The organism is Crassaminicella profunda, assembly GCF_019884785.1.
GTDB classification, from domain to species: domain Bacteria; phylum Bacillota; class Clostridia; order Peptostreptococcales; family Thermotaleaceae; genus Crassaminicella; species Crassaminicella profunda.
In genome coordinates, this window is the sequence record NZ_CP082326.1 from 4220625 (window position 1) to 4246376 (window position 25752).

At 32.2% G+C, this 25752-nt stretch carries 23 protein-coding genes; 20 read left to right on the forward strand and 3 right to left on the reverse strand.

The annotated features are described in order from the left end of the window. Positions 1–62 precede the first annotated feature (62 nt). The 20 genes from K7H06_RS19445 to K7H06_RS19540 all read left to right on the forward strand — a co-directional run bounded on the left by K7H06_RS19445 (position 63) and on the right by K7H06_RS19540 (position 22555). Positions 63–560 (forward strand): hypothetical protein, encoded by a 498-nt coding sequence (locus K7H06_RS19445; protein WP_223037652.1) that lies wholly within the window; start codon positions 63–65, stop codon positions 558–560. Positions 561–620: 60 nt separating this feature from the next. Then, positions 621–2081: a two-component system activity regulator YycH gene (yycH, locus tag K7H06_RS19450; RefSeq protein ID WP_223037653.1), complete on the forward strand. Its 1461-nt coding sequence runs from the start codon at positions 621–623 to the stop codon at positions 2079–2081. A gap of 15 nt (positions 2082–2096) precedes the next feature. Next, positions 2097–2891: a two-component system regulatory protein YycI gene (gene yycI, locus K7H06_RS19455; protein ID WP_223037654.1), complete on the forward strand. Its 795-nt coding sequence runs from the start codon at positions 2097–2099 to the stop codon at positions 2889–2891. Between the two features lie 155 nt (positions 2892–3046). Next, complete coding sequence (locus K7H06_RS19460; RefSeq protein WP_223037655.1) at positions 3047–4471, forward strand: sigma-54 interaction domain-containing protein; 1425 nt, start codon at positions 3047–3049, stop codon at positions 4469–4471. A gap of 240 nt (positions 4472–4711) precedes the next feature. Further along, positions 4712–6343: an L-glutamate gamma-semialdehyde dehydrogenase gene (pruA, locus tag K7H06_RS19465; RefSeq protein ID WP_223037656.1), complete on the forward strand. Its 1632-nt coding sequence runs from the start codon at positions 4712–4714 to the stop codon at positions 6341–6343. Positions 6344–6762: 419 nt separating this feature from the next. After that, on the forward strand, positions 6763–8271 hold the full coding sequence (locus K7H06_RS19470) for a sodium-dependent transporter (protein ID WP_223037657.1): 1509 nt from the start codon (positions 6763–6765) through the stop codon (positions 8269–8271). Positions 8272–8486: 215 nt separating this feature from the next. Beyond that, positions 8487–9671: a CD0519/CD1768 family membrane protein gene (locus tag K7H06_RS19475; RefSeq protein ID WP_343216799.1), complete on the forward strand. Its 1185-nt coding sequence runs from the start codon at positions 8487–8489 to the stop codon at positions 9669–9671. Between the two features lie 113 nt (positions 9672–9784). Further along, a complete protein-coding gene (locus K7H06_RS19480) occupies positions 9785–10687 on the forward strand; it encodes a trans-4-hydroxy-L-proline dehydratase activase (RefSeq protein WP_223037659.1) in 903 nt (300 codons plus the stop codon). A 5-nt stretch (positions 10688–10692) separates the two neighbouring features. Then, positions 10693–13053, forward strand: coding sequence for a trans-4-hydroxy-L-proline dehydratase (hypD, locus tag K7H06_RS19485; RefSeq protein WP_223037660.1), 2361 nt, complete (start codon positions 10693–10695; stop codon positions 13051–13053). Between the two features lie 63 nt (positions 13054–13116). Beyond that, a complete protein-coding gene (proC, locus tag K7H06_RS19490) occupies positions 13117–13923 on the forward strand; it encodes a pyrroline-5-carboxylate reductase (RefSeq protein WP_223037661.1) in 807 nt (268 codons plus the stop codon). Between the two features lie 25 nt (positions 13924–13948). After that, positions 13949–14230 carry a pyrimidine/purine nucleoside phosphorylase gene (gene ppnP / locus K7H06_RS19495; protein WP_223037662.1) on the forward strand — a complete coding sequence of 94 codons (282 nt, stop codon included), beginning with the start codon at positions 13949–13951 and terminating at the stop codon, positions 14228–14230. A gap of 261 nt (positions 14231–14491) precedes the next feature. Then, positions 14492–15748 carry a UDP-N-acetylglucosamine 1-carboxyvinyltransferase gene (locus tag K7H06_RS19500; RefSeq protein WP_223037663.1) on the forward strand — a complete coding sequence of 419 codons (1257 nt, stop codon included), beginning with the start codon at positions 14492–14494 and terminating at the stop codon, positions 15746–15748. Positions 15749–15812: 64 nt separating this feature from the next. Beyond that, positions 15813–16619 carry an MBL fold metallo-hydrolase gene (locus K7H06_RS19505; protein ID WP_223037664.1) on the forward strand — a complete coding sequence of 269 codons (807 nt, stop codon included), beginning with the start codon at positions 15813–15815 and terminating at the stop codon, positions 16617–16619. Positions 16620–16689: 70 nt separating this feature from the next. Continuing rightward, complete coding sequence (gene htrA, locus K7H06_RS19510; protein WP_223037665.1) at positions 16690–17925, forward strand: serine protease HtrA; 1236 nt, start codon at positions 16690–16692, stop codon at positions 17923–17925. Positions 17926–17980: 55 nt separating this feature from the next. Beyond that, the gene (locus tag K7H06_RS19515) at positions 17981–18148 is read left to right on the forward strand and encodes a CxxH/CxxC protein (protein WP_223037666.1); all 168 of its coding nucleotides are present in this window, start codon (positions 17981–17983) and stop codon (positions 18146–18148) included. 42 nt (positions 18149–18190) lie between these two features. Then, positions 18191–18670 (forward strand): 23S rRNA (pseudouridine(1915)-N(3))-methyltransferase RlmH, encoded by a 480-nt coding sequence (gene rlmH, locus K7H06_RS19520; protein WP_223037667.1) that lies wholly within the window; start codon positions 18191–18193, stop codon positions 18668–18670. A gap of 171 nt (positions 18671–18841) precedes the next feature. After that, a complete protein-coding gene (locus K7H06_RS19525; RefSeq protein WP_223037668.1) occupies positions 18842–19873 on the forward strand; it encodes a TRM11 family SAM-dependent methyltransferase in 1032 nt (343 codons plus the stop codon). Between the two features lie 255 nt (positions 19874–20128). Then, positions 20129–20752, forward strand: a complete 624-nt coding sequence (locus K7H06_RS19530) for an SGNH/GDSL hydrolase family protein (RefSeq protein WP_223037669.1) — start codon at positions 20129–20131, stop codon at positions 20750–20752. A 124-nt stretch (positions 20753–20876) separates the two neighbouring features. After that, positions 20877–21545 (forward strand): response regulator transcription factor, encoded by a 669-nt coding sequence (locus K7H06_RS19535; protein WP_223037670.1) that lies wholly within the window; start codon positions 20877–20879, stop codon positions 21543–21545. Then, positions 21542–22555: a sensor histidine kinase gene (locus K7H06_RS19540; protein WP_223037671.1), complete on the forward strand. Its 1014-nt coding sequence runs from the start codon at positions 21542–21544 to the stop codon at positions 22553–22555. Before K7H06_RS19535 ends, K7H06_RS19540 begins: the two co-directional genes overlap by 4 nt. An 81-nt stretch (positions 22556–22636) precedes the next feature. Here the strand turns inward: K7H06_RS19540 and K7H06_RS19545 are convergent, their stop codons facing one another. The 3 genes from K7H06_RS19545 to K7H06_RS19555 all read right to left on the reverse strand — a co-directional run bounded on the left by K7H06_RS19545 (position 22637) and on the right by K7H06_RS19555 (position 25674). After that, the gene (locus K7H06_RS19545) at positions 22637–23953 is read right to left on the reverse strand and encodes a TRAP transporter large permease (RefSeq protein WP_246637583.1); all 1317 of its coding nucleotides are present in this window, start codon (positions 23951–23953) and stop codon (positions 22637–22639) included. Positions 23954–23966: 13 nt separating this feature from the next. Continuing rightward, entirely contained in the window at positions 23967–24455 is a 489-nt protein-coding gene (locus K7H06_RS19550; RefSeq protein WP_223037672.1) for a TRAP transporter small permease, read from the reverse strand. A 190-nt stretch (positions 24456–24645) separates the two neighbouring features. Continuing rightward, complete coding sequence (locus K7H06_RS19555; RefSeq protein WP_246637584.1) at positions 24646–25674, reverse strand: TRAP transporter substrate-binding protein; 1029 nt, start codon at positions 25672–25674, stop codon at positions 24646–24648. Positions 25675–25752 lie beyond the last annotated feature (78 nt).

Below are 25752 nucleotides of genomic sequence, written 5' to 3' on the forward strand. Positions count from 1 at the left end.
TAGGATATAATGTGGATAATATACAAGGAAAATTAGAGTTATCCACAGTGGGAGGAATCACCATGAAAAAAAATATCATTACTAGCGCGCTGGTTTTAGTAATACTAGGAGCTTCTGCTAGTACCGGGTATGCTACTTATAGACCAGTGCCTGGTTATATATATTCTATTAATGAAAATGAAAAAGCATTAGAAATTATTAGTCCAAAACAAGATATTATTGTACAAGACAGTCTCTTAATATCTGTAAAAGTTCGAAACGATGTATCCGTTTCAATGAGTGTTTATAAAGAAGCAACAAAAGAAAAAGAAGAAGAATTAATAATAGAAGGTGAAAAAATAGATCCAGGAGAAACTCTTGGTATGTATACGAAACAGTTAAAGGATTTGGAACCTGGGAAATACAGAATTGTATTTGATGTTGAAGATGAAGAAGGAAATGCACAAGATTCTATTATTAAAAATTTTACGGTGAAGGATAAAGAAGAAGAGATCAATGAAATTTTAGATCAAATACCAGAAACAAAAGTTACAAATGTACTAGATGATTTAAAAGAATAAATTTTGTATAAATGTACTTAGTGACATCCTAGAACAATAATAAGATTAGGGTGTGTGGTTATGAAAAAATTTGGGAAAGAAAATTTTAAAACAATCCTACTAACAATGCTTTTTATATTAAGTGTTGCCTTGAATCAGCAGTTATGGGAACGTATTTCTCTAACAAAAATTATACCTAGCATAAGGCAGACGGAAACCATAGAGGTGAAAAGCCAAGGGAACATAGATAATATTTCTGATATCCTAAGCCCCCAAAGTTTTTGTATTAACTTTGGGGGTGGTCTTCATACCCTTATTTATGCTGATGGCTATGGAATGTGGAACGGTACCCTTCAAACCCTTAAGGATGAAATCCATAAGGAAGATATTAAAGTAGAGCAAATCAATAAAGACCTATGGGAAGAAGCCAGGAAATTTCGTTCAATTGAAATGAAGTTTGGATATAATATGCCAGTAAATTTATTGAGAGAAATAATAGAAGAGGAAGAGCGGATTGATAAAGTAGAAGCGTTTGATAGTATTTTAATTTCATCAAAGGATGACACTAGCATTTATATGGCAAATCAGGCAGAAGGAAATTATTACATTATAAAAAGTAAACAGACGAATAATCCTGTTTTGAATATTATAAAAAATATTGAAGAGAATGGGTATGATGCTTACTATGCGACTCAAGACATATATCCAGTAGAAAACAAAAACCTGATGCCTATTGAATTAAATGATGATATACATGAAGTAAAAGTTGTTCAAGAAATTGATCCTACAAATGAAGGGCAAGTAGAATCTTTTGCAGGTACATTTTTTGGAGAAAATCTTGATTTTGTAAGAAAAATCAGAGAAACTAGTGGTTCTGTTATTTTTATGTATGGATATGGACAAAAAGAATTAAAAATTGATGACTTAGGAGTTCTTCAGTATATAGAAAAGATAGATCCGGAAAAATCATCAAAAAATATTTCGTCAGAAGATGCATTGAAAATTGCTCTTCGCTTTATCAATGATCATGGAAGCTGGGCAAATACAGATGTTTATTTAAAGAATGTAGAGGTTACCCAAAAGAATAGATATATCTTTTCCTTTGGATACAGAATAAATGGCTTACCTGTTTATTATAAAACGGAGAACAAACAAAAGATGATGGATGAAGCTGTTCAGGTAGAAGTATTAGGAGAGCAGGTCGTTTATTATAAAAGATTCTTAAAAAGAGAGAAAATTGCTATAAAATTATTGGAGAAACAAGAAAATATGACCGTTTTATCAGCGCCACAAATACTAGATATGAACTTTAGTTTTATAAAAGGAGATTTTCTAAGAACGATAGATAAAGATGTGACTATGGATCAAGAAGACATTTCAGAAAAAGTACTATCAAGTATTAGGCAAGTGGAGATTGGATATTATAATCGACTTGCACAAGAGCCAAATAAATTAATTCCTATATGGATAATCAAAACGGATAATATGATTTATTATTTTGATGGGTATAATGGAAGAATGATTAACCGAGTCAAAATATAACGGATGGTGAAGATTGTGGATTGGGGAAAAGCTAAGAATATTTTGATTATTGCTTTTATTATTACGAATGTTTTTTTGATCTATAATATAGAAAAGGACTTATTCATGGAAAGTGCTGCTTCTATGGTAAAAGAAAAAAACATAAAAGATGTGATTACTATTTTAGATGAAAAGAATATAAAAGTAGAGGCAGAAGTACCAAGAACGATTTTGGAATTACCTTTGTTAAATGTAGAATATGAAACCTATGATCAGAAAAAACTAAAGGAAAAATTTTATGTAGAAGATAATCATAAAATTATAAAATACGAAAATTATGATAAAAAACCTTATATGAAAGATTTAAATGAAAAAGAAGCCCTTCGTGAAGCGGAAAATTTCATAACAAAATATGGATTTATGAGAAATGATGCCATATATTGGGAGACAAAGGAAGATGGAGAACAATATCATATCCTTTTTAAGCAAAAATATAAAAAAAGTTTCTTAGAGAATAGCTATATGCGTGTAACTGTAAGTACGTCTGGAGTCAATAAATTTGAAAGAATGTGGTTAAAGCCATTGAACACAGATAAAAATAAAAAAGAAATTATCCCTGCTACAAAAGCACTTCTCAAATCTATGAAGGATATGGAAAATTTACAAGGAGAAATTGTCATTAAAAATATGGACTTAGGTTATTGGTTTGATCCGTCTTACATTAGTTTAACCAATTCTGAAAATATTAAATCAGGGACAGCAGTGCCTGCATGGAGAATACTTTTAAATGATGGACAGACTATATTTATTTCAGCTTATGAAAACTATTAAAAGACGTGTGTATAAAAAATCGGCTCGATCAATTTATTGATTGCGCTTTTTTTATAATGTCTTTTCTTTATTTTACCTATTGAAATTTTTAAGGAGGTAAAATAAACTATGTATGAAAGAAGAAAATTCTAATTTTTCAAAAGAGAGGTATAACTATGGAAGATTATAAATATATTGTAGATGTCATGTTGAAACATCTAGATGAAGGCATTATTGTAGCTGATACAAATGCAAACATAACCTTATATAATGAACCTGCAACAAATATTGCAGGGATTACGCCCCATGAGGCAATTGGGAAAAATGTATTAGATATTTTTAGAGACTTAACGCCAGAAACAAGTACCTTTTATAAGGTTTTAAAAAGTAAGGAGCCTATTGTCAATTATGTACAGACCTATTTAAATTATCAAGGGAAAAAGGTATCTACGTTAACATCTACTATTCCTTTGATAAGAGAGGGAGAAATAGTAGGGGCATTAGAGGTTTATAGAGACTTAACACAGGTAAAAGAGCTATCGGAAAAGATTATCAATTTGCAATCACAATTATTTAAAAAAGAGCATAAGAAAAAAGTTTATTGTGGAAATGGCACGACACACACTTTTGAAGACATTATAGGAGAGCATAAAGAAATTTTGAAATTAAAGGAAAAAGGGAAAAAGGTTGCAGATAGTAGTTCTCCTATATTAGTTTATGGAGAAACAGGAACGGGAAAGGAATTAGTAGTGCAAGCAATACACAATTATAGTAAAAGAAAGAATAAACCATTTATAGCACAAAATTGTGCAGCAATTCCTAAGACGTTACTGGAAAGTCTTTTATTTGGAACTTGTTCAGGGAGCTTTACAGGAGCTAAGGATAACCCTGGTCTTTTTGAGCTTGCCCATGGAGGAACACTTTTCCTTGATGAGATTAATTCTATGGATATAGAACTGCAAGGAAAGTTACTTAGGGTATTGCAAGATGGTATGATTCGTAGAATTGGAGGGAGTCAAACTTTTATGGTAGATGTAAGGATCATTGCTTCCACTAATGAAATGCCATCAAATTTAGTAGAACAAAAAAAATTAAGACATGATTTGTATTACCGATTAAATGTAATTCCAATAACGATTCCGTCCCTAATAGATCGAAAAGAAGATGTTCCGTTACTTATCGATCACTTTATAAATGTATATAATAATAAGCTATATAAAAATATACAAGGTTTATCCTCAGAAGCCATGGAGGTATTTTGTCAATATCATTGGCCTGGAAATGTAAGAGAATTGAGATATACATTAGAAGGCATTATGAATTTTGTAGATGGAGAAGTCATTCAAATAGATGATTTACCCATGGATTTATTAAAAAGTAGATCTTTAATAAAGAAAGAAGAATATATTTGCGAAAAAGAAAAACCTCTACCACCATTGGTTGAAGCTATAAAGGATTATGAAAAGAACCTTATACAAAAGGCTATTGAACAGGCAAATGGAAATTGTGCAAAGGCAGCACGAATTTTAGATATTCCAAGACAGACTTTACATAACAAAGTAAAGAAATTAAACATTGAGTGGAAAACAACAACCAAATAAGTGTCATGAAATTGAGACAAGAGAAAAAATATAGTCATTTTGACGTCCCAAAAGAGGGACGTTTTTTATTTTGTAAATATTAAATTGTAGAAAAATCCATCTATACGTAGGGGTAGATAGATTGACTAGGCGTTGGCATGGATATTGCTATAAGTACATGATAAGAATCCTTTAAGTAAATTCAATACAATAAGAATCCATGACAATATTTCAATAGAACTGGATAAGAAGGAGGAAACTATGTCAAATGCATATTTTAAAGTTCCATTGCCTAAGAACGAGCCAGTATTTTCTTATGAACCAGAAAGTGTGGAGAAAGATCAAATTAAGAAAAAATTAAAAGAGTTGAAAGAACAAAAAATTGAAATTCCTCTTATTATAGGAGGCAAGGAAATACGAACAGGAAATATAAGAGAATGTATTATTCCTCATGATAAAGGCCATGTACTTGCTACTTATCATATAGCAGGGGAAAAAGAAATTGAAATGGCTATAGATGCGGCTTTAAAAGCAAAAAGGGAATGGCAAAATATGCCTTGGCCTCATAGAGCAGCTATATTTTTAAAGGCTGCAGAATTATTATCGGGCCCTTGGCGTTATACACTTAATGCAGCAACTATGCTAGGACAAAGTAAGACTGTGTATCAAGCAGAAATAGATTCTGCTTGCGAGCTGATTGATTTTTTAAGATTTAATGTTTATTACATGACACAAATTTATAACGAGCAAGTAGATTCAACAACAGAAGCTTGGAACAGGATGGAATATAGGCCCCTTGATGGATTTGTCTTAGCAGTAACTCCTTTTAACTTTACAGCTATTGGTGCAAATCTACCAACAGCTCCTGTTATGGCAGGGAATGTGGCTTTGTGGAAGCCTGCATCAACAGCTATATATTCTGGGTATTATGTGATGAAGTTACTGCAGGAAGCTGGTTTGCCAGATGGTATTATTAACTTTATTCCTGGAAGTGGAAGTATGGTAGGAGATAAAGTATTTTCTAATGAAGATTTTGCAGGAATTCATTTTACTGGTTCTACAAAAGTATTTAAAGATATATGGAAGATGATTGCAAATAATTTAGAAAAATATAAAGCCTATCCTAGAATAGTTGGAGAAACAGGAGGAAAGGATTTTATATTTGCTCATCATTCAGCTGATATAGATGTACTCGTAACAGCATTAGTTAGAGGTGCTTTTGAATATCAAGGGCAGAAATGTTCAGCAGCTTCTCGTGCATATATTCCTAAAAGTATGTGGAAGCGTGTAAAAGAAAAGCTCATAGAAGAAATCAAAACAATAAAAATGGGAGATGTAGAGGATTTTAGAAACTTTATGAGTGCAGTTATTGATCAAAATGCATTTAATAAAATAAAATCTTACATTGACTATGCTCAAAATTCAAAGGACGCAGAAATTATTTGTGGCGGAAAATGTGATGATGAAAAGGGATTTTTTATCCAACCTACAGTGATACAGAGTAAAGATCCAAACTTTAAAGCCATGACAGAAGAAATTTTTGGACCCGTATTGACCATATATGTATATGAGGATGAAAAAATTGAAGAAACAATAAAATTATGTGATGAATCAACACCATATGCTCTTACAGGAGCTATTATTGCAAATAATAGAGAAGCTATTGTAAAAATGGAAAAACAACTTTCTTGTGCGGCAGGGAATTTCTATATTAATGATAAGCCTACAGGAGCAGTTGTTGGACAGCAACCCTTTGGTGGTGCAAGAGCTTCAGGAACAAATGATAAAGCAGGTAGCAAATTAAATCTCATAAGATGGATGAATCCAAGGGTGATCAAGGAGAATTTTAATCCACCACAAAATTATACTTATTCCTTTATGGAAGAAAAATAATAAATTTATTAATCTTTGAAAAAGACTTAAAGAAAACACGAGATATTCATTATTTAGATGATAGATTTTTAAAGGATGCTAATCTTAGCATCCTTTAAAATGTAAAAATTTTATCGATTATAAAGATACATATTGCCAGGGAAACTCAATGTAAATGAAAAATGTCCCGAAATAGGGACGATGTAAAAAATCATGTCTCTGAAATGTCTTTATTATGGGACGAAAGAGGATAAAAAAGTATGCCATAGAAATCCACATTGTTAAAAAATAAGCAAACATAATACCTATAGGGATCTTTTAATAAATAAAAAATTTATATGTATTTTGGCATGGATATTGCTCTAATATCTATTGAAAAAATTAAATACCAGGATTTATATTATGAAATAAAAAGGTCTAGACAGTATAGGAGGTTACTTATGAGTGAAAATAATCACCAAAGCGAACAATGGGGAAGTAGATTAGGATTTATTTTAGCGGCAATGGGAATGGCCGTAGGTACGGGGAATATTTGGAGATTTCCACGTATTGTAGGAAGTAATCAAGGAGGAACGTTTTTAATTGCTTATACGATCTGCAATCTTTTATGGGTTGTTCCTCTTCTCATGACAGAAATGGGAATGGGTAAATCAACAAGATTAGGAGCTATAGGAGCCTTTAGAGATTTTGCTGGAAAGAAAAAAACTTGGTTTGGTGGTTGGATTACATTGGTATGTACAGCCATTACAGGATATTATGCAGTAGTATTTGCGTATGCTATTCGATATTTTGTGTATGCATTACAAGGAGCTTTAAAACCTGGATTTGATGAGCAAGCCTTATGGAATGGATTTATTGGGAATCCAAAGCAAACGATTTTCTTTCAATGCATTGCTATATTTTTAACAGGGATTGTCATTTATAGAGGGGTAAAAAAAGGGTTAGAAGCAGTAGGGAAGATTGCTATTCCATTGTTATTTATTAGCTTGATTGTAGCAGCAGGATGGTCATTGATGCAGCCAGGTGCTATTGTTGGACTGAAGTTTTTGTTTGTACCAAATTTCAAGGCTTTTGCATCCTCTAAGGTATGGCTAAATGCTTTAACACAATCTGCTTGGTCAGCAGGTGCTGGCTGGGCAATGATGCTTACTTATTCTAATTATTTCAAGAAAAATGAAGATGTTGTAGTCAATAGCTTTATGATTACTTTTGGAGACGCTATGGGAGCAACCGTTGCTGCAATGGCAGTTCTTCCGGCTGTATTTGCTCTTTCTGCTACACAATCAGATGCTATGCAGGCACTAGAAGGAGGAAATGTAGGACTTACTTTTATTTATCTTGCGAAATTATTTTCTGATATTCCAGGAGGACAAATTATCGCTATATTTTTCTTCTTTGCTTTATCTCTTGCAGCATTAACATCTATTATACCGCAGACAGAAGTAATTGTACGTAATCTTGTTAATGCAGGATATGATCGAAAAAAAGCAACCATTATGGTTATGAGTGGCATATTTGTATTAGGCCTTCCTTCGGCGTATAGTGCAGATATTTTAAATAATCAAGATTTTGTTTGGGGAATTGGCTTATTAGTATGTGGGTTATTCTTTGCAATGGCTGTTTATAAATTTGGAGTGAATCGCTTCCGTGTAGAAATTTTGAATCCGGGCAGTGATATGAAAATAGGAAAATACTATAACTTTTGTATTAGATTATTTCCAGTACTCTTTTCATTGGTTGTAGGTTGGTGGTTATGGCAAGCTATCACATGGTATCCAACAGATTGGTGGAATCCATTCTTAGTAGATAGCTTTGGTACAGTTGTTGCTCAAATTTTTATTACATTAGTTGCTTTCTATTTTATGAATGACAAGTTATCTAAGTGGATTACTGCACCATCCTATATGGAGGATGGAAAATTCTTAGCTTCTGCAAAGGAGGAAAGATAGATGGAAATAAGTACCCTGTTTTGGATGATGGCGATGTTAAGTATTATTGTGGGTCCATTTGTTTATTTTGCAAGTATTGCAGCTTTAAAGGAAAAAACAAAGATCAAGGAGTAAATAGACATTCATTTTAATAATAAATGAATGAAGATAGAGTTAACAGGAGGTGGTCAATTTTTAATAATAGCTTTACTTTACAAAGTTTGTATTAAAAAAATATGATGATGGAGGTATGTCTAGTGGAAAAAACAAAGAACAACTTAACAAAAAAAGCTATATCAACGGAAACTTTTGTTTTCCTTGGTGCAGTAGCCCTTTTACTTGGGTATTTAGGAAAAACTATGGGTGTAGGAATTATGTTTAGTATTATGATGAAAACAGGTCACGATCTTTTATTAAATACAGCTCTATTTATTATGGCTGTTGCTGTTTTAGCAGGTGCTGCTGCTGCATTAATGTCTGAATTTGGTGTGATTGCATTAGTAAATAAATTGTTATCCCCTATTATGAAACCTTTATTTGGTTTGCCTGGAGCAGCTTCTCTTGGAGCAGTAACAACTTATATTTCTGATAATCCAGCTATCTTGCCATTGATAGAAGATAAAGGATTTTCTAAGTATTTTAAGAAATATCAGTTGGCGTCCCTTTGTAACTTAGGAACAGTATTTGGAATGGGATTGATTGTTACAAGCTATGTTTTAGGACTCGGTACTGAATTTATTCCAGCTATTATTATTGGTAATATTGGGGCAGTCTTAGGAGGCGTTGTAAGTGTTCGATTAATGCTTCGTGTAGCTAAAAAATTCTATGGAAATGAAGAAATCAATACGGATGGCTTAGAAGATGAACATCTTTTAGATATGAGACCCATTCGTCCTGGAAATACTTTTGAGCGTACTTTAGGAGCTATGCTAGAGGGTGGGAAAAATGGTGTTGATTTAGGACTTAGTGTTATCCCAGGAATCCTTATTGTTTGTACTGCTGTGATGATGTTAACCTTTGGACCAAGTGGAATGGAAGAAGGCGTAGCTGTTTATAAAGGTGCAGCTTATGAAGGTGTTGCACTTCTTCCTAAATTAGGAGATTTATTATCACCTATTATCCAACCACTTTTTGGATTCTCTAGTACAGAAGCTTTAGCATTACCGATTACATCATTAGGTGCTGTTGGTGCTGCTATGGGAATGACAAAAGGGTTACTTGAAAAAGGATTAATGAATGCTCATGATATTGCAGTATGGTCAGCTATGGGAATATGCTGGGCAGGATTTCTTAGTACTCATGTTGGGATGATGGATTCTGTTGGTATGAGCAAATTAACGACAAAAGCAATTATTACCCATCTTATTGGGGGAATCGCTGCAGGAGTTTTTGCAAATTATTTATTCATGTTTTTCGCATAAATAGTAAATTTATTATTGATGAGAGAAAAGGGTTCATATACAATCAAATATATTAAAAGCCATAGATAAAAGGAAATAGAAGGGTTTTAAAAATAAAATTGGGAAGTGATTTGATGAAAACAGGGACTATTATAAATATCCAAAAATATTCTGTTCATGATGGACCAGGGATTCGAACAACTGTATTTCTTAAAGGATGTCCCTTAAATTGTTGGTGGTGTCATAACCCTGAGAGTCAAAATTTCAAACATGAAATCATGTTTTTTAAGGAGCGCTGCAAAGGGTGTGGTACTTGCGTAAAAAGATGTCCACAAGAATGTATAGAATTAAGCAGTGGCTTTCCTGTAATCCATCAAGAAAACTGTACTCTTTGTGGAAACTGTACTGATTTTTGTCCAAATGGGGCACTAGAATATGTTGGAAAAGACTTAACCGTTAGGGAGCTTATGAAGGAAATAAAAAAAGATGAAATATTTTATGAAGAATCAGGTGGGGGCGTTACCTTCTCAGGAGGAGAACCTATGTGTCAAGCTGATTTTCTAAAGGACCTATTAAAAGAATGTAATATGCGAGAAATTCATACAACCATAGATACCAGTGGGTATACAGATTGGGAAAATTTTGAGAAAATAGCTGATCAAGTAGATTTGTTCCTATATGATTTAAAAATAATGAATGATGAGTTGCATAAAAAATATATAGGTGTATCTAATAAAATCATACTAGAAAATTTAAAGAAATTATCAAGTAAGGGCGCCAATATTTATGTGCGCATGCCTATCATTAAAGGAATTAACGATGATGATGAGCACATTAATGAAAGTATAAAGTTTTTATCCAATCTTCATATAACACAAGTAAATCTACTTCCCTTTCATAAGATGGGAATGGATAAATATAAAAGACTAGAGATGGAGTATAAGCTATCTGGTATGGAAAAGCCATCAACTGAAAGAATGGCACAAATACAAGAAAAGTTTAAAGCATCTGGCTTGAAAGTAAAGATAGGGGGTTAATTAATATGATGACAGAAAGAGTAAAAAAGCTTAGAGAACAAAGTGTAAAGGCAGTACCGTATATTTCTATGGAAAGAGCAGCGGCAGTGGATCGTACGTATAAAAAATATGAAGGAAGTGAACCAGTACCAGTACTTCGAGCACTTGCATTAAAGGAATTTATGTCCACAAAAGAGCTTTGTATCAATGATGGAGAGCTTATTGTAGGAGAAAGAGGAGAAAGACCAGCAGCTACACCAACATATCCAGAGTTATGTTGTCATACCATAGAAGATTTTCAGATCATGAATGATCGTGAAAAAATATTTTTTAAAGTAAATGAAGAAGCAAAGAAAATTCAAAGAGAAGAAATTATTCCTTACTGGGAAAATAGATCTATGCGTCACCATATTTTAAGTAATATGACACAGGAATGGAAAGATTGTTACGCAGCAGGAATCTTTACAGAGTTTATGGAGCAAAGAGGACCTGGGCACACTGTTGCAGATGGGAAAATATATAAAAAAGGATTTTTAACATTTAAAGAAGAAATAGAAAAAGCAATAGAGAATCTTGATTTTTATCATGATGATGAAGCACTAGATAAAAAGAATCAATTAAGATCTATGAGCATTGCTTGTGATGCAATCATGACTTTAGGAAAAAGATATGCAGAGTTAGCAAGAAAAATGGCAGATGAAGAAAAAGACCCTGTAAAAAAAGAAGAACTTCTTCATATTGCAGAAAATTGTAGCTGGGTGCCTGCAAATGCACCAAGAACATTCGAAGAAGCCCTTCAAATGTATTGGTTTGTACATTTATGTGTGATTTCAGAATTAAATCCATGGGATGCATTTAACCCAGGAAGATTAGATCAACACTTATATCCATTTTACAAAAAAGAAGTAGAAGAAGGAACTATGACTCGTGAAAAGGCAGAAGAATTATTACAATGTTTTTGGGTAAAATTCAATAACCAACCAGCACCTCCAAAGGTAGGGGTAACATTAAAGGAAAGTGGAACTTATACAGATTTTGCAAATATCAATAGTGGTGGATTAAAGCCAGATGGATCTGATGGTGTAAATGATGTAAGTTATATTGTATTAGATGTTATTGATGAAATGAAACTATTACAACCAAGTTCAAATGTTCAAATCAGTAAGAGAACACCACAAAAGTTCTTAAAAAGAGCATTAAAAATTGTAAGAAAAGGATGGGGGCAACCTTCTATCTTTAATACAGATACAGTTATTCAGGAAATGCTTCGAGCAGGAAAAACGATAGAAGATGCAAGATGTGGTGGTACTAGTGGATGCGTAGAAACTGGAGCATTTGGAAAAGAAGCTTATATTCTTACAGGGTATATGAATTTACCAAAAATTTTAGAAATCACTTTAAACAATGGATTAGATCCAGTAAGTGGTCAAAGATTAGGAATTGAAACAGGAAATCCAGCAGATTTTGAGACTTATGAAGAACTATTCGAAGCGTATAAAAAGCAATTACATCATTTTATAGATATAAAGGTAAAAGGAAATAGAGTGATTGAAAGATTATATGCTACGAAAATGCCTGTACCATTCCTTTCTGTGATTATGGATGATTGTATTTCAAATGGAAAAGATTATAACGCAGGTGGAGCAAGATACAACACAAGTTATATTCAAGGGGTAGGGATTGGAAATATTACAGATATGCTATCATCCCTTAAGTATAATGTGTTTGATCATAAAAAAGTAACTATGACTGAATTGTTAGAAGCTGTGAAAGCTAATTTTGAAGGATATGAAGATATTCAAAACTTAGTGAAAAACAAGACACCTAAATACGGTAATGATGAAGACTATGCAGATGATATTATGAAAGAAGTATTCCATGCATATTATGATGAAGTAACAGGTAGACCAAATGGAAAAGGTGGCGTACACAGAATCAATATGTTACCAACTACTTGCCACGTATACTTTGGTTCAGTAATTGGTGCATCTGTAGATGGAAGAAAAGCTTATGTACCTTTAGCAGATGGCATTTCTCCATCAAAGGGAGCTGATACAAATGGACCTACTGGAGTAATTAAATCAGCAGGAAAAATGGATCATATTATTACTGGTGGAACTCTTTTAAATCAAAAATTCACTCCAAGTATTGTAGATGGAGAAGATGGGTTAGACAATTTAGCACACTTAGTAAGATCTTACTTTAAATTGGATGGACATCATATTCAATTTAACATTGTAAGCAAAGAAACCCTTTTAAAAGCACAAAAGAATCCAGATGAATATAAAGACTTAATTGTTCGTGTTGCTGGATATAGTGATTATTTCTGTAACCTTGACAAAGTGCTACAAAATGAGATTATAGAAAGAACAGAACAAACATTTTAGTTTAGTAAAAAAGTAGAGAAGAATGGGTTCTTCTCTACTTATATTTAAAGGAGGCTATAAAAAATGGCAAAAATATTAGGTTTTATAGGAAGCGGAAACATGGGAAAAGCAATGATGGGAGGAATTATTGCTGCAAAAGTTTTTTCACCAGAAGAAATAATCGTAAGTGATTTAAATGAAAAAAGCTTAGCCGCAGTTAATGAAGAATATGGTGTTCAAACAACTACAGATAATAATGAAGCAGCAAAAAAAGCAGATATTTTAATTCTATCTGTTAAGCCAAATCTATATCCAATAGTCATAGAAGGCATTAAAGATCAAGTAAAGGAAGATGTTATTGTTGTAACCATTGCTGCAGGAAAGGCAATAGAAGGAACAGAAGAAATGTTTGGTAAAAAATTAAAAGTAGTAAGAGTTATGCCAAATACACCAGCCCTTGTAGGAGAAGGAATGTCTGCAGTATGTGCCAATGAAATGGTTACAAAAGAAGAATTAAAAGAAATAGTAGATATATTTGAAAGCTTTGGAAAAGCTGAAGTTGTAAGTGAAAAATTAATGGATGTTGTAACATCTGTAAGTGGTTCATCTCCAGCTTATGTATATATGTTTATTGAAGCTATGGCAGATGCTGCAGTATTAGATGGTATGCCAAGAGCTCAAGCTTATAAATTTGCAGCTCAAGCAGTACTTGGTTCGGCGAAAATGGTACTAGAAACAGGAATGCATCCAGGAGCATTAAAGGATATGGTTTGTTCTCCAGGAGGAACAACTATAGAAGCTGTAGCAGTTCTTGAAGAAAAAGGATTAAGAGATGGTGTAATTTCTGCTATGAGAGCATGTACAGAAAAATCAATTCAATTATCAAAATAAAAATAGAGATCAAGGAGTTGTTCAAATGTTTAAAACAAATGAGTATTTTGAAGGAAAAGTAAAATCTATTGCTTTTGAGACAAATGATGGACCTGCTACCATTGGTGTAATGGCTATAGGAGAATATGAGTTTTCAACTTCTAGTAAAGAGTATATGACTGTTACGAGTGGAAAAATGACAGTAAAGCTTCCAGGAAAAGAACAATGGGAAGAAATTCAAGCAAATCAAACTTTTATTGTAGAGCCGAATGAAAAATTTCAAGTAAAGATCAAAGAAGAGACTTCGTATATTTGTCTTTATAAGTAATAAGTTTATAAAAAAATATGAGAAATGATGCATCTTATGGGATAAAAAGGTGCATCATTTTTTTATAGAACAGAATAAAATCTATAAGATTTATCCATATAAATGTAATTAATTTCTTATAACCAAATACTTATCAAATAATAATAATCATGATATAATGTAATGAGGTTTACATATTAGACGAACGATTGTTTCCATTTCAATGGGAAATTTTAAATAAAATCAGAACGGAAAGATTATTGAAAGGGTTGGAAATACCAAATGAGTAAACTTTTAATAGAAGGTGGACATAAGCTAAAAGGAAAGGTAAATATAAGTGGATTTAAAAATGCTGCAGTTGCTATTATTCCAGCGTCTATTTTAGCAGGAGATTTATGCACTATAGAAAATTTACCCAATATTGAAGATGTACATGTATTAAAAAGAATATTAGGAGAACTAGGTGCAAAAGTAGAATTTGATGAAGAAAAAAGGGTTATGTCTGTGAATACAGGTAGCATAGAAGAGTGTTTTGCATCATATGAACTGGCAAAAGAGCTAAGAGCTTCTTATTATTTGTTAGGGGCTTCCCTTGGGAGATTTAAAAAAGCAAAGGTTGCTTATCCAGGAGGGTGCAATATTGGCTCAAGACCTATTGATCAGCATATAAAAGGATTTGAAGCATTAGGAGCAAAGGTAACTATTGAACATGGTATTATTCATGCTGAAGCAGAAGAACTAAAAGGTGCAGAAATATATCTAGATGTTGTTAGTGTAGGGGCAACCATCAATATTATGATGGCAGCTTGTAGAGCCAAGGGAAAAACAGTTATTGAAAATGCAGCAAAAGAGCCTCATATTGTTGATGTGGCAAACTTTTTGAATGCCATGGGAGCTGACATACGAGGAGCAGGAACAGATGTTATTAAAATTAAAGGTGTAGAAGAAATGAAGGGATGCACGTATAGTGTAATTCCTGATCAAATAGAAGCAGGTACCTTTATGTTGATGGCTGCAGGTACAGGTGGAGATGTGATTATTGATAATATTATTCCAAAACATCTTGATCCCATTACAGCAAAGTTAAGAGAAATGGGATTAGAAGTTGAAGAGTATGGAGAATCTTTAAGAGTTGTAGGCAGAGATCAATTAAAAAATGTGAATATAAAAACATTAGTATATCCAGGATTTCCTACAGATTTACAGCAACCCATGTCAGCCATTTTAACTCAAGCAAAGGGTACAAGTATTGTTACGGAAACTATCTATGAAGGAAGATTTAAACATGTGGATGAATTAAAAAGAATGGGTGCAAAGGTTAAAGTTGAGGGAAATGTAGCTGTTTTTGAGGGTGTTGATAGACTATCTGGTGCAAAGGTAGCTGCAACAGATTTAAGAGCAGGTGCAGCTTTAGTCATTGCAGGGCTTATGGCAGAAGGTGTTACGGAAATAGATAATATTCATTATATTGATAGAGGATATGAGTCCATAGAGAAAAAGCTTTTAAATTTAGGAGCAAAAATTAAAAGAGCCGAATAAACAGGCAGGTGCATGCGCCTGTCTTTTTCTTTAAATATATGAATGAATAAACAGGAGGTAAAGTATGGGGTTAACATTTTGCTCATTGGCTAGTGGCAGCAGTGGAAACTGTCAATATATTGAGAGTTCAGATTCAAGTTTATTAATAGATGCTGGATTATCGGGAAAAAGAATTCAACAGGCTATGGAAAGTATCGGAAAAGATATGGAAAAGGTACAAGGAATACTCATTACTCATGAACATAATGACCATATTAAGGGTGTAGGTATTTTATCTAGACGGTTTAATATTCCAATATATGCAAATAATAATACTTGGAAAGAGATGAAAGATAAACTCGGAAAAGTAGATGAAGAAAACATAAGATATTTTGATACAGGAGAAGAATTTTTTATAGAAGACATTAAAATAAAACCTTATTCTATCTCTCATGATGCTATAGAGCCAGTAGGATTTTCTTTTTATCATGATCATGCAAAAGTGAGTATTGTTACAGATACAGGATATGTACCAGAAACTGTAAAGAAAGAGATACAAGGATCGGATGTATTGCTACTTGAATCTAATCATGATGTAGAGATGCTAAAGATGGGTAGATACCCTTGGTATTTAAAGAAAAGGGTTATGGGAGATGAAGGACATCTTTCTAATGAAACAGCAGGAGAAATTATAGCAGAACTAGTAAAATTAGATATGCCAATAAATAATGTGTTGTTAGGGCATTTAAGTAAGGAAAATAATTTTCCTGAATTAGCCTTTGAAACGGTGAAAAATGTATTATCATCTAAAGATATAAAAATTGGATTAGATATTAATGTAGACTTGACTTATCGGGATCGGGTGAGCAGTGTATATCATATAAAGAAATAATAAGGATCGTTAGGTTAGAAGGCTAAATTTTATTATTAGGTATTTACAAATAAAAAAAGAAGGTGGGCAAATGGATTTTAATCATGATGACTTTCAAAACAAAATTGAAGTTGATGAAGAAAAAGAAAACATTCCTTCTTCAAAATATTATATAGATCCACCAAAACCAACTAGATACAAAGAAAAAAAGAAAATATCTTTTTTTACCATGTGTATTGTGGCTATGATTTCTGCTATGATTGGTGGCATTGTTATGGCTTATATTGCACCTGCATTTCTTTATGGAAAATATATTCCCTATCCAGAGATGTATCAAAGAAATATCAAACCTAATATTGAAATCGTCACTAAAGGGAAAGAAATAGATGTTATACCAGCAGTAGTGAAAAAATCCATGCCTTCAGTAGTGGGAATTACAACTATTACCGTAGAAAAAGATTTTTTCTTTGGAGTACACAGAGGACAAGGTGTTGGAACAGGAGTCATTGTAGATCATAGAGGATACATTCTTACAAATTCTCATGTAGTCAATGATGGGCAAACGGAAGAAGTGAAAGTACTTTTATATGATGGAAGAGATTTAAAAGCAGATGTTTTATGGAATGATCCTACATTAGATTTAGCCATTGTAAAGATTTCAGCAGAGGATTTACCTGTAGCAACATTAGGGAATTCTGAAGATATAGAAGTAGGAGAGCTTAGTATAGCTATTGGAAATCCACTAGGATTAGAATTTGAAAGAACAGTTACCTCAGGAATTATCAGTGGGCTAGAAAGAAGTATTGAGATCAATCAGTTTGAAAGAATAGAAGGTCTTATTCAAACAGATGCATCCATTAATCCTGGAAATAGCGGAGGACCTCTTCTGAATAATAAGGGAGAAGTCATAGGAATCAATACAGCGAAAATTCGAACGGGAGAAGGACTAGGATTTGCTATTCCTATTAATATTGCTAAACCTATTGTAGATGAGTTTATTGAAAAAGGTCAATTTACAAAAGTATATTTAGGGATACGAGGAATTAGTGCAGAAGAATATAAAATGTATTATGGTGGAAACTTAAAAAGTAATAAGGGTGTATTTATTCATGAAGTTTTTCCTAATTCTCCAGTAAGTAAGGCAGGAATGAAACCGAAAGATATTATTGTAGCTATTGACAATAAAGAGATCAATACCATGAGACAGTTAATCAAACAACTTTATGAATATAGACCAGGAAATAAAGTATCTATAAAAGTTTTAAGAAATGATCAAGAGATGAATTTAGAGGTTCTATTAGAAGCAAAACCTAAGATTGAACAATAGATAACATTTATTATGAAATAAAAAATAATGAAAAACTGGTTTGGAGTGAAAAAATATGTATGTAGTTTGTCCGGAGCATCTTCCTCAAGCAATTGATGAATTTGTAGAAGTTTACGAGCAGCCACCAGATATTTATGAACTTGATAAAGTTTCTTTTACAGATTGGAGTAGTCCTAATACCTGCGATTTTTGTAAAAACCCACCTAAATACTTAGTTGTATAGACGAGGAAACCCTCGTCTGTTTTTGTGAGAAGGAGTGATTTTTTGAATATAACAATTATTGGAGTAGGAAAGATCAAAGAAAAATATTTAGTAAGTGCTATTAATGAATATAAAAAAAGGCTTTCTAGATATTGCAAACTAAATATCATTGAAGTATCAGATGAAAAGGCACCAGAAAATTTAAGTGATAAAGAAATGGAACAAATCAAAGATGCAGAAGGAGAAAAAATTCTAAAGCATATAAAGGATGGAATGTATGTAATCCCATTAGACATCAAAGGAAAAATGATCTCATCAGAAGAACTTTCAGACAAACTAGAAAAGCTAGGGGTTGGGGGACATAGCAGTATAGCTTTTATTATTGGGGGATCTTTAGGTTTATCTAAGAAAATATTGAAAAGAGCAGATTACAAGTTGTCTTTTTCTCCTATGACTTTTCCCCATCAATTAATGAGAGTCATATTGCTTGAGCAGGTATATAGAGGGTTTAGGATTATGAAGGGTGAGCCGTACCATAAGTAAGCACAAAGTTAGGGGTATGTAGGGTATCAAAGAACAATTCAATGTCCAAAGTGGGGTATAGTTTATTGCAAAACATATATAGTTTCTTTGTTTGATTAATATATGATAAGTTATTCATTGATGATATAAGTATAAATATGTAATTGAAATAGTAAGAAAGAAGGTTTTAATTTGAATAGATATGTAATACTTGCTAATCCAGGACATAATCGTATTTATTTTGAAACAGCACTTAAAATTGCTGTTTCAGAGCTTGAAGCGATGGCTGGTGCATATGATATGGAGATTAATGACATTGAAGAGGGGAATCTAGGACTTCCAGATTCAATAAGTTTTAGTACAAAAAGAAAGCTTAAAGAGGAAGATTTCAGAGTTTTAGGATTTTCATCTATTTATTATGCTTTGTTTGAAATAGTAGAAGGCGGGCTGTTAAGACCTATTAACGTTCCTGATTTTCATACATTCCCTGAAAGTATGGTTCAAATTTTAAAGTATAATGGTAAGACAAATGAACAATTTACAAGACTTATGGTAAATCTTGCGCTTAGTGCATGTAGCACAGGAAGTGATAAGATTACTTTGTTTGATCCAATGTGTGGTAAAGGAACTACTTTATACGAAGGCCTTATTAGAGGGTTTGATGTTAAGGGTTTAGAAATCAATGGACAATGGACTCAAGAAATTCAAACATATGTTATTAGATTCTTAAAGGAAGGAAGATATAAACATAAGGCTGAAAAGTCAAAGCAGTCGGATTCAAATGGTAAAAAGATAGCAAATATATTTAGTTTAAAAGCAGCAGCAGAGAAAGCTGATTTTAATGCTGGAAATGTTCAAACACTTCAATTGTTTAACGCAGATACAAGAATAGCAAATCTTCTTATTAAGAAAAAATCATGTGATATCATCATATCTGACTTGCCTTATGGCGTTCAACATGGAAGTAAAAGCCATAAGGACTCAAACATGTCAAGAAGTCCACTAGAGCTTTTAAAGACAGCAATACCTGCATGGCATCATGTTTTAAAGACAAAAGGAAGTATTGTTTTATCATATAATGAATTTACAATGAAGTATGATGATGTGGCAGTAGTGCTAGAGGAAAATGGATTTAAAGTACTTGATGAGTCACCTTATAATAATTACTTACATAGAGTGAATCAATCAATTAATAGAAACTTAATAGTAGCTGTTAAGGCATAGCAATTTGAGAATTACGGGTGAATAGTGCCATAAATAATGGGGGTTGAATATCAGGGTAATATTATTATATTGCCCTGATATTTTTAATTATTGAAATAAAAAATTTTAACAATAAAATTTTTTTACTTAAAAAAGTATATAATGATGTTAGTAGTAGAGCTTAATCTACCCAAACTATAGAAAATATAAGGGTGTAACCATAAACTAGAATTATGTACACAAAAATAATAAATTTCTAATGAAAAGGTGATATTTATGAAAACCATACTATGCTATGGAGATTCAAATACTTGGGGATACAATCCAAAAACAAAGACAAGATATGAAAAAAACAAGATATGGACTTCTATTTTGAAAAAAAGGTTAGGAGATGAATATGAAGTCATATGTGAAGGACTGAATGGAAGAACTACAGTGTGGGATGATCCTATTGAAGGAGAGTATAGAAATGGAAAAAAATATCTTTTTCCATGTATTCATAGCCATAAGCCTATTGATTTAGTGGTTTTATTTTTAGGAAGCAATGATTTAAAACATCGATTTTCTTTACAGGCAGTAGATGTGGCAAAAGGGGTTGAAGCTTTAGTTAAGATGATAAAAGGGAGTGATACAGGTCCTAATATGCAGCCTCCAGAAGTATTGGTGATCATCCCGCCACCAATGGAGGAAGGAATAGAAAAGGTTTCGATTATGTGTGGGGGAATAGAGAAGAGTTTAAAATTTTCAGAGGAATTTCAAAATATTCTTCAAGAACAATGTTATTTGATAGATGCTTCTAAGGTTATAAAATCTAGCAAAATTGATGGATTACATTTAGATCCTGAGGCTCATGAAAAATTAGGCGTATTTATTTCAGATTATATAAGGAGTATTTTTTAAAGAAATAGCTGCTCATGAAATAATTATTTTTCTGATATAATAAAATTAAATTGTCAGATGTGAGAAGATATTACTTCTAAGGGGTACAGAAAGGATAAGGTTGTTTACATATGTGGAGGTGTTTATGAAAAAAATTATTATTATCGAGGATACAGAAACTATTAGAGAAGAGCTTAAAATATTTTTATCTAAATATGGTTATGAAATTGATGCTCCAGATCAATTTGAAAATATCATTGAATATATCAATAGAGCAAATGCTGATTTAATATTATTAGATATTAATTTACCTGTATTTGATGGGTATCATATCTGTAGAGAAGTTAGAAAAGATTCAGATATCCCTATTATCATTGTTACAAGTAGAGATAGTGAAGTAGATGAACTTATGAGTATGAATTTTGGTGCAGATGATTTTATTACAAAACCTTATAATACACAAATCCTTTTGGCTCGTATTGCAGCGGTTTTAAAAAGAGCTTCTAAAGATCAATATAGAGATGTACTGATGTATCATGATTTAGAATTAAATTTATCTAATGGTTCGATTAACTATAAAGGAAAAACAGAACAGTTAACGAAGAATGAACTGAAAATTCTTTCTTGTTTAATCAAAAATAAGGGGAGTATTGTATCTAGGGATGTGCTTATGGAATATTTATGGAATTCAAATGTTTTTATTGATGATAATACCTTATCTGTAAATGTAACAAGATTAAGAAGAAAACTTGAAGAAATAGGTATAAAAGATGTAATAGAGACAAGACGTGGCTTAGGATATATGATGCCATGAAGTTAAAAGATTATTTGAAAGAAAGATTTTCATGCTTATTAATCAATTTTATAGGATTTTTTAGTTTGGTTTGTATTCTTTTGCTATTAGATATAAAAGGGAATGTGATATTTTCAATTCTGATCTTATGGTTCTTTCCTTTAATGAGCTATATACTGATAGAATATATGAAGGCTAAAAAACATTATAATCACATGGAGGGTCTTCTAGAAAGCCTTGATGAAAAATACTTACTATCAGAGATTATGCAAAAACCAACTTGTTTAGAGGAAAAGCTTTTTTATGAAATATTAAGAATATGCAATAAATCTATGCATGAGCATGTAAATGAGTATAAAAATCTTCAATTAGAATATAGAGAATATATAGAAACTTGGGTTCATGAAATAAAAACACCTATTGCATCAAGTATGTTAATTATAGAAAATAATAAAAGTGAGGGAATGGATAATATAGGTCAAGAAATAAAGAAAATAGACGGATTTGTAGAACAGGCGTTGTATTATGCAAGAAGCAGTCATGTGAGTCAGGATTATTTGATAAAAAAATTTGACTTAGTTAAAGTGATCAATCATACTATTAGGAGAAATGCTAAGGATTTTATTCATAAAAAAATAGACTTACAATTAGATGAAATCAATGAAGAGGTATATAGTGATATAAAGTGGGTACAATTTATACTTCATCAGATTATAAGTAATGCTATTAAGTATATGAAAGAGCAAGATGGGAAGATAAAAATATATGCTAAAAAGAATAAAAATAATGTGATTTTGATAATTGAAGACAATGGCATAGGTATTTCAGAAAAGGATCTCCATAAAGTTTTTGAAAAGGGATATACAGGAGAGCACGGAAGAAAGTATACGGCTTCTACAGGGATGGGGCTTTATCTTTGTAAAAAGCTTTGTCAAAAGCTAGGATTAGCAATAAGTATTACGTCTCAATTAGGGGTGGGAACAAAAGTGAATATAACTTTTCCGTTAAGTAAGTTTCATTTAGAGAGTTAAAAAATAGTAAAAAGTCCTATCTAGAGAATGATCTCATAGATAGGATTTTATTCATATATGAGTTATATTTGACGGATACATTTATTTAACGAATACAAGTGATAGCCATGGTACATAGGTTATTAAGGCGAGTCCAATTAAGCCTACTATAAACAATGGCACAATATGGGCAAACATATTTTCCATTTTTATCTTAGCAACAGCTGCACCTACAAATAGATTACATCCGTAAGGAGGTGTACATAAACCTAATGCTAAGTTTACAGCCATAAGTACTCCAAAGTGTACAGGATTAATACCTAATGCTTTAACTGTTGGCATTAACATTGGCGCCATAACAATAATAGCTGGAACTGTATCGAGAAATAAACCTACAGCTAATAGTATTAAGTTAACAAATAGCAATACAATTAAAGGATTGGATGATACACCTGTTAAAAACTCTGTAATCATCCTTGGAATTCTCTCATAAGTCATAAATGTAGAAAACACAGTAGAATATCCTAATAAAAATGAGGTTATTCCGTTTAATACTGCTGTTTCTAAAAACACGTCCTTTAACCCATCCCATGTTAAATCCTTATATACATATAAACTTATTATAATTGAGTATACAACAGATATACAAGCTGCTTCAGTAGGTGTGAAAACTCCTGAATAAATACCTCCTAGAATAATAACTGGAGATAATAGTGCCCAAAAACCTTCTTTTACACTTTTAAGAATTTCTGAACTTCTATATTTCATAGCTTCGCTAATTGGGACTTTTTCATCTGCCTCATTTACTCTTTTTTGCTTTAAATCAACTCCGTTTTTAGTACATATAATAATATTTGCGATTAAAAATAAAATACCTATCAGTACTCCTGGTAATACTCCTGCTAGAAATAATTGTGAAATAGATACTCCTGTTGAAGCTCCATATAATACAAAGGATAAACTTGGAGGAATAATTGGTCCAATAATACCGCCAAAGCAAACTATTGTAGCTGCATAAGCTGGATCATACCCCTTTTTCTTCATCTCAGGAATCATCATTCCACCGATGGCTGATGTTGTCGCCATACCAGATCCTGATAAAGCACCGAAAAACATACATGCAATGATTGTTACACAACCAATAGCACCATTTACAAAACTTATTAATGCAGATGCAAAATTAACAATTCTTCTAGCTATACCTCCTGTTGACATGATAAGCCCCGCCAACATAAAAAAAGGTATGGCCATTACAGTAAATGAAAATATACCACTATAGCAATATTGCGCATTAATAGCCATGTTCAAGTCAGAGTAGAGAAACATTGATAACATAGTAGCTCCACCTATTGCAAATCCAACAGGAACACCTAATAATAACATTACAAATAATGCAATAAACAATGCAGGTACTGCCATTATTGTTCCCCCCTTATGAAATTATCTCATTTTTCATCATATTTTTGACTGCCTCTATAAAGTATGCTATTGCTCTAATTATAAATATTCCACATCCAAGCACAAGAGACAGATAACCCCAAGCTGTACTGATTTTAATTCCTGCATAAGGGACATTTATTTGTATATTAATCATATTAAATCCGTAATACATTGTAATACCACAAATAAAAATTAATATTAATTCTGTTAGTGCTTCTGCTAAGTGCTTTAATTTATTTGGTAATTTGTCAACTAGTAACGTAATTCTTATATGTTCTTTTTTTCTATGTCCTATACTTATTCCTAACCATGAAAGCCACACAAATAAAAATTTCCCTAGTTCTTCTGACCAAGATAGGGAATTGTTAAAAATGTATCTCATAATAACTTGGAAAAAGATGATTCCCACCATGGCCATAAACATAACTATCAGGACAGTATCTTCGATTTTATCTAAAGTTACCAAGATTTTTTTTCTCATATTATACTATTACTCTTAGTAAAAGAGTAATATCCTGACCTCCTTTTATACTGCTAAAATGACTTATTTGCTAAGTGGATTATTGTCCTCAGCAATCAAGTTTGTTTATGAGCTATTAAGACTGTTAACAAAGCCAAACATTTTGTTGACTTTGTCAACAATCTAATTTATTAATCATTTATTATTTTTTTTAAGGGCGTGTCTTTAACCATTTCTCAATCATTTCATCTCCAACTAATTTACGTTGATAGTCATACACTGGTTCTACAGCTTTTTCGAAGGCCTTTATTTCATCAGCTGATAATTCATATACTTCTGCACCTTCATCTTTAAATCTCTTGATGTATTCTTTCTCTTTAGCATATTCCTCTGCTCTTTGTTTCTTAGCAACCTCTTTAACACCAGCTTCTAATACTTCTCTATCTGCTGGATCTAAAGATTCGATCCAATCTCTTGAACAGATAATTGGGAATGGAGAACTAGCATGATTTGTTAACGTTACATGTGGTGCGATTTCATGTAGATTAAAATCATTAAATACACCTAAAGAATGGTCTAATGCATTAATCTGTCCTTGAGATAATGATGTTACAACTTCTCCCCAAGCCATAGGTGTTGGATTAGCTCCCATAGCTTTCCAAATCTCAATATTTAAGTCATTTTGTGCAATACGAACTTTTTGTCCTTTTAAATCACTTTGTGTTTTATAAATTTTATCTCTACTTATAATTTGTCTCATTCCGTTATAGTACATATCTATACAATAATATCCTGAATCTTTCAACGTTTCATTGAATAATTCTAATCCACCATTTTCAAAAGTACCCTTTTCCCAAGCTTCAAATGAAGGATATAAATAAGGTAAATCTATACAAGTTGAAGCTGGTCCTGATGCTGATGTTATTGCAGATGATAAGTCAAACATCATTGTAACTGTTCCAATTTTGATACCTGATACTAAATCAGGGGTATCCCCTAATTGTCCATCTGAATAAACTTCTACTTTAAATTTACCAGGTGCCTCTTTTTCTAAATACTCTCCTAAAGCCTCACTCCATTTATGAGTAGATCTTTGAGATGAGTCAGTATGTCCAATTCTAATAACAATTGGACCATCCTTTGATTCTGATACAGCTTTCTCATTATTACCGCATCCTACCATACAGCTCATTACTAATGTTACTACTAATGCAAGTACTAACCATTTTGATTTTTTCATTTTTTTCATTCCTTTCTTATCATTTTGATGAAATTTATATAATCATTCTTCTAATATAGCAAATATCATACCAGTTTT

Bases quoted from the DNA above. Each gene is read 5' to 3' on its own strand.
- K7H06_RS19535 (WP_223037670.1), top strand. From the start codon at position 20,877: ATGAAAAAAATTATTATTATCGAGGATACAGAAACTATTAGAGAAGAG.
- hypD (WP_223037660.1), top strand. From the start codon at position 10,693: ATGATGACAGAAAGAGTAAAAAAGCTTAGAGAACAAAGTGTAAAGGCA.
- K7H06_RS19550 (WP_223037672.1), bottom strand. From the start codon at position 24,455: ATGAGAAAAAAAATCTTGGTAACTTTAGATAAAATCGAAGATACTGTC.
- K7H06_RS19555 (WP_246637584.1), bottom strand. From the start codon at position 25,674: ATGAAAAAATCAAAATGGTTAGTACTTGCATTAGTAGTAACATTAGTA.
- K7H06_RS19500 (WP_223037663.1), top strand. From the start codon at position 14,492: ATGAGTAAACTTTTAATAGAAGGTGGACATAAGCTAAAAGGAAAGGTA.
- K7H06_RS19475 (WP_343216799.1), top strand. From the start codon at position 8,487: ATGATGATGGAGGTATGTCTAGTGGAAAAAACAAAGAACAACTTAACA.
- K7H06_RS19470 (WP_223037657.1), top strand. From the start codon at position 6,763: ATGAGTGAAAATAATCACCAAAGCGAACAATGGGGAAGTAGATTAGGA.
- K7H06_RS19480 (WP_223037659.1), top strand. From the start codon at position 9,785: ATGAAAACAGGGACTATTATAAATATCCAAAAATATTCTGTTCATGAT.
- K7H06_RS19540 (WP_223037671.1), top strand. From the start codon at position 21,542: ATGAAGTTAAAAGATTATTTGAAAGAAAGATTTTCATGCTTATTAATC.
- yycH (WP_223037653.1), top strand. From the start codon at position 621: ATGAAAAAATTTGGGAAAGAAAATTTTAAAACAATCCTACTAACAATG.
- K7H06_RS19515 (WP_223037666.1), top strand. From the start codon at position 17,981: ATGTATGTAGTTTGTCCGGAGCATCTTCCTCAAGCAATTGATGAATTT.
- K7H06_RS19545 (WP_246637583.1), bottom strand. From the start codon at position 23,953: ATGGCAGTACCTGCATTGTTTATTGCATTATTTGTAATGTTATTATTA.
- K7H06_RS19460 (WP_223037655.1), top strand. From the start codon at position 3,047: ATGGAAGATTATAAATATATTGTAGATGTCATGTTGAAACATCTAGAT.
- proC (WP_223037661.1), top strand. From the start codon at position 13,117: ATGGCAAAAATATTAGGTTTTATAGGAAGCGGAAACATGGGAAAAGCA.
- K7H06_RS19530 (WP_223037669.1), top strand. From the start codon at position 20,129: ATGAAAACCATACTATGCTATGGAGATTCAAATACTTGGGGATACAAT.
- htrA (WP_223037665.1), top strand. From the start codon at position 16,690: ATGGATTTTAATCATGATGACTTTCAAAACAAAATTGAAGTTGATGAA.
- pruA (WP_223037656.1), top strand. From the start codon at position 4,712: ATGTCAAATGCATATTTTAAAGTTCCATTGCCTAAGAACGAGCCAGTA.
- K7H06_RS19445 (WP_223037652.1), top strand. From the start codon at position 63: ATGAAAAAAAATATCATTACTAGCGCGCTGGTTTTAGTAATACTAGGA.
- K7H06_RS19505 (WP_223037664.1), top strand. From the start codon at position 15,813: ATGGGGTTAACATTTTGCTCATTGGCTAGTGGCAGCAGTGGAAACTGT.
- ppnP (WP_223037662.1), top strand. From the start codon at position 13,949: ATGTTTAAAACAAATGAGTATTTTGAAGGAAAAGTAAAATCTATTGCT.